This is a genomic window from Candidatus Cloacimonadaceae bacterium, from assembly GCA_030693415.1.
Taxonomy (GTDB): Bacteria; Cloacimonadota; Cloacimonadia; order Cloacimonadales; family Cloacimonadaceae; genus JAUYAR01.
This window is the reverse complement of sequence record JAUYAR010000115.1, coordinates 1-12,427: the sequence shown is the minus strand read 5'-3', so window position 1 is coordinate 12,427 and position 12,427 is coordinate 1. Positions and strand designations below refer to the sequence as shown.

Here is a 12,427-nt window from a genome sequence, read left to right as displayed (position 1 = left end):
AGCTACGATAGGTTGGAAGTAGTCTGTTTCGAAGGTCATTTTCCCCTATTTTCGATCTCCGGTTCTTTGCCGGATTTTGTGTTGAATTTGCTACAACTTGCTTTATTTTGGCTCCAATATTGGCTCTAAAATTGGCTTTATATTGGATTAATATTTCGCTTCCGCAGCATCGGCATGCTGCGCCCCCCATTGGGATGCTGCGCTACGGATCAGCTCAAAGATAGCGCAGCATTTCCCGGTCGGGAACGCCTGCGTAGAGCTCAATATATGGCTTGACGGGGCTGATATTGATCTTTGGAAAGAAAACCTCTTCGATCTGGAAAAATCCAACAGAGGCGCTCATTTCCACGGTGATGCGGATCGGTTTGTGCTCGCCTTTGTCGATCTTGACCTTCTGAATGGCGGAAGCCGAGGTGCGATGGATGTCTCCGACGCGCGGTTCGTTGGAAAGAATCGAGGGAATGCGGGCGCGTCCTTTTTCCATGTCACTGCCGTCTCCGATGAGCACCAGTCCGGCTTCGAGGGAGTGGATTTTACGGATTGCCATGTGCCCGAAGATGCCTTCGATAGCTATTGAGCGAATGGCGGTTTTGATCATATATTCATCCTCGGCGTGGATGGAATCGAGGATTTTATCCATGTATGGCGCGGCGAGTTGGATGCTGATAAATTCATGCGAATCGCGGGCGATGGACATCCCCAGATCGTGGAGCAGAGAGGCGAAAAGCACTCCCGTGAGGGAATCCTCCGCGGTGCCGACTCCTTCCTTTTCGAGGTTCATTTCGATGCCGGCATCATGCAAGAGGGTGAACATCTTGATCGTGTTCAGGGTCGCTTTGCGCATGTGGACAGGACCGTGGTCGTTATAGCCGAGTCTTTTTATCGAGACGATGTTTGCATATTCTTGCAGGGCTTGCAATTGCGGATCGGCAAAAAGCAATTCCGCCGCCTTGAGAGGTTTTCCGCTCAAAAGCTTGATTATGCGTCCTTCAAGAGATGCCTGAAGTGCTGATTTATACATAAGTATTACTCCTAAAATCGGTTTCGCATCCGGTAGATGAGGTTTGTGACGGAGGATACCACAGCGATCGCCATCGCGATAGTTCCGGCAATCATCAGCGCCTTGGCGATCTGCAACGCGGCTTCCGAGATATCTCCTCCCACGTAGGCCCTCATGCCATAATACAAGCTGCTTCCCGGTACAAGGGGAATGATCACGCAGGTCACAAAAACCGAGACGGGCACCTTGAATATCCGTGCCACAATTTCCGAATAGCTACATACTAAGATAGTCGAACAGAACACAGAAAACAACAAGGAATTACTGTAGAAGAGGATAACGAGATAGAACACCCAGGTGAGACCCGCTCCCAAAGCGATGAAAATCAGCTTGGCGCCTTTGAGATTGACGCGGATCGAAAAGCCCAGAATAGATAGAAAAGCCCAGCAAAACTGCATCAGCGTGTTGTAGTCAAAGGGGCTCATCTCAGATCTCCAAAAGTGTCCAGAGCTTGAGCATCGAGCCGCTGCCGGTGGCGATCGCGACTGCGATAAAAAGCGCTTCCGCGCCTCTGGCAGTGCCGGATACGAGGTCTCCACTCATGGTGTCCCGAATGGCATTGACGATTGCCAGACCAGGAACGAGCAGCATGATGCCGCCAATGATGATGCTGTCCACCCGGATATTGGGAACCCAGTAGTCCAAAGTCTTGGCAAAAATAACGATCAGTGCGGCGCCGAGTGCGTTCATAAGGAAGTTGTTGATGCCCAGGATGCTGATGTATTTCAGCGCGATGGAGACCATCACGCCCACCAAATAGGCAACGGCAAATTCCAGCCAGCTTCCGCCAAACAGCAGACAGAAAAATCCTGCCGTTCCGCCTCCACAAAAGAGTTTTAACCATTCGGGCCAGACCCGCTCGTTTTCGATCTCCAAGAGTTCTTTGCGAAATTCCGCCGCGCTCATATTTACAATCGATTCGTCTTTGCTGATTTCCTCCAGTTTATAGACCAGTTTGTTGACTCTTGTGATTTTGCCGAGGTCGATGCGGCGCGTGGGGATACGTTTGATGCTGGTGCTGATGTCATTCACGCCATCGGAAAGGGAAAGGAAAATGCCGGTGGGAGTGACGAATGCCTCGGTGAGCGGATACCCGAAACAGGTGCAGACCTTGATCATCATCAATTCCACGCGGTTAGTCGTGGAGCCGCCTTCCAAAAGGATTCTGCCGATTTCAAGGGCAAGATCGGTGGCTTCTCGGATGCTGAGTTTTGGCATCATTTCTCCATATTTATCAGGGTTAATATCCCTTCCGGCATGCCGAGCACGCGAGCTACGGCGATGGCGCATTGAGGTGGCGCTTGGTTATTTTTTAGGCGCAGGAGGCGAAAGTCCATGTTGTCGGAGAGTAGTTTCAGGCGTTTGGCGGGGCTGATATCTTTCAGTTTGTTGCTGGAAAAGGCTTTGAGATCGAGTCCGGCGATGCAGAACTGGGCAAAATCGCTAATCAAAGCAGGGGCGCTGAAATGAGTAGCAGCGACGCATATACCATCTGAGGTGCCAAGGTGTTTAAGCACTGCGCTGGCAATGGCTTCCCCCTCCGCGGGATTGGTGCCCTTGGCAAATTCGTCCAATAGAAAGAGGTTGAAACCATTGTGTTGCAAGGCGTTGGAAAAGTTGACGACTTCTCTGCCGAAACTGCTCAAATCACCGTCTTCGCCGCTGGAATCGTGATTGTACCATACATGTTCAAAGAAAGGGATCTTTGCCGATTCACAGGGTAGCGGAATGCCGCGGCGAGCCAGTAATGCCATCTGCCCCAGGGTTTTGAGGATACTTGTTTTGCCGCCCATATTCGGACCCGTGATCAGATTGGTATGATCGTTAAACTCCAGATCGAGGGCTTGATAGTTTCGCTTTTGGCGATTCAGATGGAGCTCGAGAGGGAGGTTACGCGCTTGTTTGAGCTTGATTTCAGTTATTTTGGAGAACTTGGGGATCTGGCATTTATATTTGATGCCAAACTCCGTCAGCATGAAGATCCAACCGATTTCGGCGACGGCCTTTTTTGCCCTTTTCAAGAGCGGAACCGCTTTATGAATCTGGGTGGAAAGGCGTTTCAGGACGCGGTTTTCTTCTTTCTCGAGTTTCAGATCGAGTTTGCTTAGCTCTGCTTTCAACGCCAGGCAGAGCTTGCTATCGGCGAGGCGGAAACTGCAATTGGCGACGTTTTCGCTGACTATTATGAAGTGTCCGGAGCTTTGGATGTTTGCCAAAAGGTCTTTTTGGGCGCGGGAAAGGATGAAGTCTTCCTTGAGATTTGGCATGCCAAGCTCAGTCTTTGCCTTTTCCAGAGCGCTGTGGCGGGCGTGGTTGAGCATCAGGAAGATGTCCTGTTTCTGCGCGATCAGAGCAGCCAGTTTGTTGCTGAAAGCGGGTCCCAGACGGAAAGCAGGGAGGGCACTCTTTTCCGGATCAAGCAGTTTGGCGAGTTCGCTAAGATCGGGAAATGAAAACTTTGAATGCCAAAATGCAACTCGGGATAAATTGCGCAAGCGCGAGTAGTAGTGGATAAACTCCTTGATCAGGAAGAATTCGTGCAGGGCGAGAGTTCCGGTGCTTGTAGGAATGACGGGTTCCGGAATCTGGGCAAGAGCTTCGCGCAGTCGATTATAGTCTTTTTTATCTTGAATATAGATGCGGAGCAGGGGCATGCGATCATAGTTAGCCACTGCGCCTTTTAAGCTGGGCGTGGGATCTTTGAGGTGCTCGCGCTTCACCTTTTCCAAAAAGTTTGACGGCGGATCGATGAGAGCATATATCTCTTCCATTCCGAGAGCGGTTTCGATCTGATCTTGCATAGCTTTTTTTCCTTTGCTGCACTTTGTGTCATCAAAGCGGAATGCTGGCGTGGCTGTCAATCTTTTTGTGAAAAAGGCAGATAAATCGTGCCGGTGGCGGTGCTTCTAATTCGCTGTGCGTGGTGCTTGAAGATCCGCATCGGCTCTTGGTGGGGGAATCCATATCTGTTTTTGACGCTTGCGGTTATCCACACTTCTCGGGGAGAAACGACGCGCAGAAAATCGGCACTGTTGGATGATTTGCTGCCATGATGCGCCGCCTTGAAATAATCGACATCCAGAAATTGCCCATGATTCTCGATAAGATGCAGCTCGTCAACGTGTTCGATATCAGCGGGGAAGAGATAACTGCTTCCTGCATAGTCCAAACGGAGGACAATGCTGCGGTTATTTTCCTTGGCACCGAAATAGGTGGAATCCGGGTGCAAAAACTTGAGTTTCGCCCCGCCAACGAAAATGCTCATCGTATCCGTGACGGCGTGCAGAGCGCTTTTGGCAAACCAGTTTTGCTCCATCCAAGCTTTCCAGACCGGACTAACAAGCGTTTCATCCGTGACTGCGATGTTTTTGATGGGCATGTTTGTCGCCAAAGCGGGGACTCCGCCGATATGATCGTCGTGCAGATGGGTCAGAATGAGAAGGTCGATCACGCGGATGCCCTTTCTGCCCAGCCAGGGAAGCAGCTTTTTCCGCGCCCAGCTATTGGTGGATATTATTGCCTCTTGGGAGGGTTGGCGCTCTCCATAAGCACGTGAAGAAGCGCCAGTGTCGATCAGGATGGTGTTGCCGTCTTTGAGTTTTATCAATATGCAATCTGCCGTTCCGGCATCGAAGATATAGATTCCCGCGCCGCCCCCATGTTTCATCAGGGGAATGAAAAAGAGCAGCAGTCCGAGCGCGCAAACGGGGAGTATGTGTCTATATTGCCGTCCTTTGCGCTGTTTTATCCATAGCATTAGCGGTAGGATTATCAAGATCATTCCAAGCACCTGCAAAGCTGCGATATGTGCGTTTTGCAGAAAGAGCGGCAAGGCGGCACAAAGCTCCACCCAGCGATCAAAAAGCATCATCAAAAAGCCCCAGGAAAGCGTGATCAAAGTAAGTGCGAAGCTGCCAGCGGGAAGGATCAACACCAAAAATGAAAGCGGCAAGATCAAGCCCATCAAAGGGATGGCGACGAGGTTGCCGACAATGCCGTTGAGCGATCCAGTGCCAAAATAATATAGGGTTAGCGGAATGACACCAATACTCACCCAAAGGGTCATCGCCCCATACTGCGCAAGCCGTGATGTTCCTTTCTGAAAGAGGTTTTGGTCGATGGGCTCGCGCTTGAACAATCTCAGCTCCGGCACCGCAAGCATGATGATCCCCACACAGAGATAAGAAAGCTGCAAACTCACGCCAAAGAGCTGAGCGGGATCGATCATAGTGACGATAAACAAGCTGATGGCAAGCACTTGCGCCTTGGAAACCGGACGGCTGAACCAGCGGGCAAAGATAAATAACGCGATCATCAACACCGCTCGCATGACCGGTGGCGACCAATGATTGAGCGCGGCGAAAAGGCAGATCAGAACGAGGAAAAGCGCTTCCGCCATCTTTCTGGGCAAGAGTAGATTCAGCAAAACCATCGAGATCAGGTAGATGAACCATACGTGTAAGCCGCTAACCACGATCAGATGCACGATTCCGCCCCGTGTCATGGGTTCCCGATAGTCCGCTTTCGCTCCCGGATCGGACAAAAGCAGGGCAAGAGCCATATTTGCCTTTTGCCCTAGTTTATGCTCCAGGTTGCGCTTCAGTGAGCTTCGCCAGCGGGCTGTGAACGCGGTTCCGGAGGCTTCGGAAAGCTCTTCAAGCCCGATGCGCACATAAGCTTTGGCTGGGTATCTTTGCGGAAAGATATCCAGAATGGGATCGCTGGTCTGGGGCAAGATTTCCAGCATTGCACGATAGCGCTTTCCGGGTTGCAAGCCATTGTCCGAAAAGAGGATGAGCCTCTCGTCAAGATCATGCTCCGCCAGTTTGATCAGGCGGATCTCAAAGGCGGTTGATGATATCTCTTTGCTCACTTCAAAAACGGCATACTGCTGGATATGTGTTTGTCCGGATAGGATTTGTGAGAGTATGGAATCATCCTTGCGGGTCATTTGATAGCGCATCGCTCCCAAAAGAACGATCAACAGGATCAGAGGAAACAATGAGTAGCGTTTGCACACAAAAGCGCCCAGTCCCAAAATCATCGCGGGGATGATCAATACCAGCGGATTGACGTCTCCCAATACGCTGCGGGACAGCACGATGCCGATGCACCACAAAGCCAGCGGCAATAATAACGGAGCAGGATAAGGTTTGCGGACTAAGGAATCCATAGCGGATTAATTGCGGTTAAAGATGCCTAATAGCAAACCCAAAACCAATGACCAGAGCGCCGCCAGCCCGATGCGATAGACATCCGGCAGCATGAAAGTGGCGGTGTGCGCCGGAATCCAAAACCAGATCAGCGAATAGATGCCTTTGTGCAGTCCCGCCCAGTTTTTCTGCTTTTCCATGATGTTATCCAGTACGCGGTGTGCCAAAACCAGGGTGATGCCAAATTGCAGATTCATCATCGCCGAAATGGTGAAAGCCTTTCCCAGCTTACTCAAAGGGGGTAGCATACCCAGCTCTTCCAAATGACCGACAAAGCCGATGTAGCCTTTGAAGGCATATTTGATGCCGACGGCGAGGATCGCCCAAACGACCATTTTCCATAATGTTATGCCAAAACTGAAAGGGAATTTGAAGCTTTTGCGCACGATCCATTTGGAGATGACTTCTCCAAACGTGCCGAGGATGGCAAATTGAATCATCGCGGATAGAATCGGCATGGCGCGAACCCAATCAAGGTATCCGGTGAGCATGTGTTCGATGAGTGGCATAGTTGTTTATTCTCCTGTAGGACTTTGATTTAGTGAACGGGTGAGAGATGAGAGATGAGAGATGAGATAAGCTGCGCCATTAGTGTCTATTTCGCGTTTCGAGCAAACCGCCCAACTGTGGAGATTGGCATACCTGTGGCGCATCTCATCTCTCATCTCTGTGGTTTAACATTATTATTTTTCCGCCAGGACATAGACCCCGTCCCAGTCCACGGGCGGATTGGAGATGAGTTTTTGGCAGCGAAGCATCATGGTGTGGGAGGCTTTGTCCTTTTGGGGAGATTCGCTGAGGCGTAAAAAGATATCCGCGGCGGCAGCGAAATCCCCTTTGCGGTAAAGCTCCAACGCATTGTGATAGTCATCCAGCCAGGATAATGTGCTCATGTCCACTTTCGCTTTATCCCCGATCAGTTCATAAATGATTGTGGGCTCAAGCTTCCCAACGACGCGAAGGGTGTCCAGTTCGCGGCAGAGCATGACGTCCTTCACCAGCTCGAAGGTACTTTGGCTGATGATGATGTGGGTATGGAAAACCTTATTGGTGCCCTCCAAACGGCTGGCGAGATTGACCGGATCGCCGATCGAGGTATATTCCATACGGCGTTCGGAACCGATATTACCGGAAACGACGACGCCGGAATTAATGCCGAGGCGGGTATTGAGGTGAAAGTGTTCCGGAGGGCTGAGATCCGTCTTGTCTTTGAAAGTAAGAGCATATTCGCGGTGTGCCAATGCCGCCTGGCAAGCCAATAGAGCATGATCATTTCGGGGAAGGGGAGCTCCAAAGACCGCCATCAAGCCGTCGCCGGTATATTTGTCCAACAGTCCATTGTGATCGAGGATAGAATTTGTGAAACTGCGGAAATATTCGTTCAGATAGCTCACGAGATCGGTGGGACCCACGTTCTCGGAGAAACCGGTGAAGTTGTATATATCAGAAAACATTATGCTTACGCTCAGTTCCTCACCGCCCATTTGCACAAGATCAGGATTTTCGACGATGCGGTTGACCAGATCCGGATGCAGATAACGGTTGAAAATTTGGCGCAGCTCGCGTTTGTGCCTGCCTTCCATCACATAGCTGAGGGTGAGAATACCGAGCCAGGCAACCACAAGGGCACTGAGCGTGGCACTGATATCGATGGCTATCCGGTTGGCGTCAAATAGCTTATAGGCAACCAGCAATAACAGCGCGATCAGCAAAAGCACACCGGCGGCGGAGAGCAGGTTGTTCATCCTCGCCACCATCAGCAACACGAGGAAACTGACCATAAAGATGATCAGATAGCTCTGCCAGGGAGTGAGAAAGCGGATAAAATCGTCGTTCAGCAGGTTGCTGAGCTGCGTCGCCCAGGTTTCCATACCCGGCATGCCCCAGGTGTAGGGACTGGTTTTGAGATCCATCAAGCCGGTGGCGGTGGTGCCGATGATCAGGTGTTTGCCCTTGAACCAGCCATCCGGTATAGGAGGTGTGAAACCATTCTGTGAGGCAACTGCAGATTCCAGCAAGGTCTTGTAGGGGTAGTATTTAAACACTCCATCGGCACCGCCTTTGCCATACCAGTTGAGATAGGTCTGTCCCGATGAATCTACCTTGAAGCGTTTGATCTGTGTGCTTGCATCTGCCTTTTTGGCAGTGAGATAGGCAGCGAAGGCAAGGCTGGGATAGAGGTTCCCTGCATAAGTGTAATAAAGCGGTGCGCGGCGGATAGTGGAATCGTCGCTGCTGAGGAGATTGATTCCGGCAAGGGCTTTGGCACTTGTCGAAAGTGGCGCAACGGGAGGCTGAACACCTTGCCAGAGCCCATCCATGGCGTTGCCGGAGCCTATGGCGTGGGGCAGGATCAGAGTATCGCTTTCGGTGGGGAAATGGGTGAAAATCATGCTCAGAACGGCGTTTCCGCTTTCCCGCAGAGCTGCGGCAAAAACATCGTCTCCGTCAAAGCCCCCGCGTTCAAAATCGGCTTCGTCGAAAAGGATGTCATACATCACGGAAGCCGCCTGCTGTTGTCCAAGGTATTGAGAAACAACGGCATAGAAATCCCGAGGCCAGGGCCAGCCTTGCTGTAAAACCCTTCTGCCAAAATCGAGAGAACCCTGATCGATGGCGATCAAAACAATGCTCGTATCGGCAAGCTCTGGTTTTGGGGAGAGGCGGAATCGCAGATCAATAGTCTTTGTTTCCAATTCGCGCAAAAAGGGAATCCTGAAAAGGCAGTGAGTGAACCCCGCAAGCACGAGCGCGAGCAGGATCAAAACCCATACATCCTTGTAATGACGGGGAAAGCGGTGTCTGAACCGGGTCTGTTTCATCTTTTCTCCCGGTCAGCCTGCATATCTTAAAATCATATATTTTTCATTATGTTGCAAGATAATCGAAGGCTCATAGCTTGGCATCTTTGCCCCCCTCTTCATATACCAAAGGGCTCAACCGCGCGTTCAAAGACGCCCTGCAGCTTGGAGATCGCCAAACCATAATTGGTGATCGGGACGCCTCTGCGCCGCGCTTCGACGATGCGGCGGTTCTGTTCCATGAAGTTCAGCATGCAGCCACCGCAATGAATGACAAGGGCATATTCCTCCAGATTTTCGGGGAAATCGTGTCCGGAATAGACTTCGTGAATTAGGCTCTTGCCGGTGTATTCTTTGAGCCAGCGGGGAAGCTTGACTCTGCCGATATCGTCTGCCTGAACGTGATGGGAACAGGCTTCCGCGATCAGAATACGATCTCCGTCGAGTAGTTTATCTATCTGTCTGACCCCTTCGGCGAGGATATTGAGATCGCCTTTGTAGCGTGCAAAGAGGATGGAAAAGGTGGTCAATTTCACTCCCGGAGGAAGGTCTCGCACTACCTCTTTGATCACTTGAGAATCGGTGATCACGAGATCGGGATCGGTATTCAAAGCTTGCAGGGCATGGATCAATTCAAATTCGCGGACGACGAGGACTATGGCACCGGAATCCAAAAGATCGCGCAGCACCTGAACCTGAGGCAGGATCAGGCGTCCCTTGGGAGCCGCCGAATCGATCGGAGTCACAAGGATGACGCGGTCTTTGGGAGAGACAAGATCTCCGATGATGGTTTTTTCCTGTTTGGTATGCTGGGGTGCCAGCTCGATGATCAGATTCTTGGCAGCGGTGATATATTCGCCTTTTTCCGCCGAGACACTGATCCAGCGGATGTTCTGCGCTTTGCAATAGGCGATGTTTTGCTCAGCGGGAGGGTTCAGATCGAGCTTGTTGAAGACCATCAGCAGCGGGATGTTCATTTCGCGGATGCGGGCAAGGGTTTCGTATTCGCTAGCTGAAAAAGGGCTGCCATCGTTGATAAAAAGCGCGATATCCGTGCGGTAAAGGATCTTGATTGTGGCTTTGACGCGCTTTTCGCCAAGCTCGCCGGAATCATCCAAACCTGCGGTATCATAGAAAGTGACCGAACCCAGCGGGAGGAGCTCATAACGTTTATCAACCGGATCGGTGGTAGTGCCGGGGATTTCCGAGACGATGGCAATCTCCTGTCCGGTGATAGCATTGATCAGGCTGGATTTTCCGGCATTTCGGTTTCCCAGCAAAGTGATGATCAGGCGTTCTCCACGCGGTGCTGTATGCATAATTCCTCTTAGATCTGAGACCCCCCTCCATCAAAGGACATCGGGATGCCAAAGGTTCTATTATCAATTTTGCATCGCATAAATCAAGGGCGCTTTTTGTCAAGAAAAGTTAGCGTTGTGGCATCCCCCTGGAATAAAATTGACCCTGCATTCTGCGCTGAATCAACCTGAAAGCACATTAACTATTGCTGCAACGCGCCGGCTCATTATCATATATTCACAGAGGTGAAAATGATATTATCGGTGCTATATTTGATAGTGGGGCTTGTGTTCTTGATTGTGGGTGCAAACTGGCTGGTGAAGGGCGCGAGCTCTCTGGCAAAGAGATTTGATATTCCGCAGATCGTGATCGGGTTGACGGTGGTCGCGTTTGGGACTTCCGCTCCGGAGCTGGTCGTAAACGTCATTTCCAGCCTCAAGGGCGCTTCGGACATCGCGTTTGGAAACGTGATCGGCAGCAACAATTTCAATATCTTCATCATCCTGGGTATCAGTTCATTGATCTATCCTCTGGAAGTGAAAGTCGCTACTACCTGGAAAGAAATCCCATTCGTGCTTTTTATCTCCGTTTTGGCGCTCTTGTTAGTCAACGACAATTGGTTCAACCCCACTGCCGTCAATATGATGAGCAGGTTTGACGGTTTGATCCTGTTGGCGGTTTTTGGCTTGTTTTTGGCATACAATTGGCGTTTGAGCAAATCCGGAACTGTCGAAGGCGCGAACATCAAACTATATTCCATGTTTTGGACGCTTGCCGGAATCATTGCCGGAATGACTGGATTGATCATCGGCGGCGAAGTCATTGTCAAACAGGCGCTTTTCATCGCCAATGAATTTGGCATCAGCGAAAAGGTGATCGCTCTCACGATTGTGGCTGCCGGAACTTCTTTGCCGGAATTGGCGACTTCGGCGGTGGCGGCATACAAAAAACATCCCGATATCGCGGTCGGCAACATCGTCGGCTCCAACGTCTTCAACCTTCTGCTTGTCCTCGGAGTATCTTCAATGATCGATCCGCCCCTCTACAAATCATCCTTCAACATGGATTTTTCGCTGATGATTCTTGCCGGCTTGCTGCTTTTCCTTTTCATGTTCATACCCAGCAAGCACTGTTTGGACAGACGTGAGGGCGGATTGCTGCTTGCGGTCTATGTGGCGTATGCAGTGTTTTTGTTGAAGTGAAGCCCGCGCCGCAGGTGATGATCCATCGCGGTTTGGCGCGCCATGCAAACCAGAATAGCGAGCATGGACCCTCAAAGAGCCCGGTTATCAACTGGTTATTGTGCTCAACCACAGGCATATCGGCTTGATGTATAGATCAGGAAAGCTATCTCGCCAAAACTCCCCAAAACTCCTCAAACACTCCTCAAACACTCAAAAACCACTTGAAAACCGCATATAAAACAAGCGAACATCGTAAACATCTATATGCATCCATAGCAGTTATTTACGCCTTCTATCACCTTGCCACCTCCTTTCAAAGCGTTAATCAAGCCTTAATCAAGCGTTAATCAAGCGTTAGTTTTATTACGCTTGATTAACGCTTGATTAATGCATGATTGACGCAGTGGGACGTGCACGATGTAGTGGCAGCATGCCGATGCTGCGGAATTCGCGGAAACGAAACTCAAATGTTGTGGAGATGTTGATAGATGTTTCGGGATAGAGGTTTTGGGATGAGAGGAACAACCCCTAAATATACGGTTAAAATTGGTTGCAACAGAGACAGAATATATGGAAACGCAGTATCAGAAAGCCTCAAATCAACTTGAACTGAGCAATTTCCAAGCTGGGTCGAAGCTTTTGTAAAAAAGGAGAATGTGAATAAATTAAAATAAATGTTGACAAATAGCAGCACTTGTTTTTACAGTAAAATCATTGTGATTGTATGAATACGACTCCCTGGAAAAAACTCAATTTTTATGAATTTGCTCTGCCTGCGAGTTTGGGTTAGTAGTTGCCAGTTTGGGCAACAGCATTTCAAAATGAGCCTGAATAACTACAATAATCGCAACCAAAGTGGCAATAAGCAAC

The 12,427-nt window shown here is 50.2% G+C and carries 9 protein-coding genes; 1 reads left to right on the top strand and 8 read right to left on the bottom strand.

Annotated elements, in window-relative coordinates; all coding sequences use genetic code 11:
• Nucleotides 1-214: 214 nt before the first annotated feature.
• From Q8M98_07170 to hydF, 8 genes are all read right to left on the bottom strand, one after another.
• Nucleotides 215-1,021 (bottom strand): phosphohydrolase, encoded by an 807-nt coding sequence (locus Q8M98_07170; GenBank protein MDP3114542.1) that lies wholly within the window; start codon nucleotides 1,019-1,021, stop codon nucleotides 215-217.
• An 11-nt stretch (nucleotides 1,022-1,032) separates the two neighbouring features.
• Nucleotides 1,033-1,485, bottom strand: a complete 453-nt coding sequence (locus tag Q8M98_07165; protein ID MDP3114541.1) for a threonine/serine exporter family protein — start codon at nucleotides 1,483-1,485, stop codon at nucleotides 1,033-1,035.
• 1 nt (nucleotide 1,486) lies between these two features.
• A complete protein-coding gene (locus Q8M98_07160; GenBank protein ID MDP3114540.1) occupies nucleotides 1,487-2,278 on the bottom strand; it encodes a threonine/serine exporter family protein in 792 nt (263 codons plus the stop codon).
• A complete protein-coding gene (locus Q8M98_07155) occupies nucleotides 2,278-3,861 on the bottom strand; it encodes a hypothetical protein (GenBank protein MDP3114539.1) in 1,584 nt (527 codons plus the stop codon). Before Q8M98_07155 ends, Q8M98_07160 begins: the two co-directional genes overlap by 1 nt.
• 56 nt (nucleotides 3,862-3,917) lie before the next feature.
• On the bottom strand, nucleotides 3,918-6,233 hold the full coding sequence (locus tag Q8M98_07150; protein MDP3114538.1) for a DNA internalization-related competence protein ComEC/Rec2: 2,316 nt from the start codon (nucleotides 6,231-6,233) through the stop codon (nucleotides 3,918-3,920).
• A 6-nt stretch (nucleotides 6,234-6,239) separates the two neighbouring features.
• Nucleotides 6,240-6,782, bottom strand: coding sequence for a hypothetical protein (locus Q8M98_07145; GenBank protein ID MDP3114537.1), 543 nt, complete (start codon nucleotides 6,780-6,782; stop codon nucleotides 6,240-6,242).
• Nucleotides 6,783-6,956: 174 nt separating this feature from the next.
• A complete protein-coding gene (locus Q8M98_07140; protein MDP3114536.1) occupies nucleotides 6,957-9,095 on the bottom strand; it encodes an adenylate/guanylate cyclase domain-containing protein in 2,139 nt (712 codons plus the stop codon).
• A 98-nt stretch (nucleotides 9,096-9,193) separates the two neighbouring features.
• Nucleotides 9,194-10,393, bottom strand: coding sequence for a [FeFe] hydrogenase H-cluster maturation GTPase HydF (gene hydF / locus Q8M98_07135; protein ID MDP3114535.1), 1,200 nt, complete (start codon nucleotides 10,391-10,393; stop codon nucleotides 9,194-9,196).
• A 243-nt stretch (nucleotides 10,394-10,636) separates the two neighbouring features.
• Between hydF and Q8M98_07130 the strand changes: the two genes are divergently transcribed.
• On the top strand, nucleotides 10,637-11,575 hold the full coding sequence (locus Q8M98_07130) for a calcium/sodium antiporter (GenBank protein ID MDP3114534.1): 939 nt from the start codon (nucleotides 10,637-10,639) through the stop codon (nucleotides 11,573-11,575).
• The last annotated feature ends 852 nt before the right edge of the window (nucleotides 11,576-12,427 follow it).

What these genes read in the sequence shown, in the direction of transcription:
- hydF (MDP3114535.1), bottom strand. Translation starts at nt 10,393, where the DNA reads ATGCATACAGCACCGCGTGGAGAACGCCTGATCATCACTTTGCTGGGA.
- Q8M98_07160 (MDP3114540.1), bottom strand. Translation starts at nt 2,278, where the DNA reads ATGCCAAAACTCAGCATCCGAGAAGCCACCGATCTTGCCCTTGAAATC.
- Q8M98_07140 (MDP3114536.1), bottom strand. Translation starts at nt 9,095, where the DNA reads ATGAAACAGACCCGGTTCAGACACCGCTTTCCCCGTCATTACAAGGAT.
- Q8M98_07170 (MDP3114542.1), bottom strand. Translation starts at nt 1,021, where the DNA reads ATGTATAAATCAGCACTTCAGGCATCTCTTGAAGGACGCATAATCAAG.
- Q8M98_07165 (MDP3114541.1), bottom strand. Translation starts at nt 1,485, where the DNA reads ATGAGCCCCTTTGACTACAACACGCTGATGCAGTTTTGCTGGGCTTTT.
- Q8M98_07150 (MDP3114538.1), bottom strand. Translation starts at nt 6,233, where the DNA reads ATGGATTCCTTAGTCCGCAAACCTTATCCTGCTCCGTTATTATTGCCG.
- Q8M98_07155 (MDP3114539.1), bottom strand. Translation starts at nt 3,861, where the DNA reads ATGCAAGATCAGATCGAAACCGCTCTCGGAATGGAAGAGATATATGCT.
- Q8M98_07145 (MDP3114537.1), bottom strand. Translation starts at nt 6,782, where the DNA reads ATGCCACTCATCGAACACATGCTCACCGGATACCTTGATTGGGTTCGC.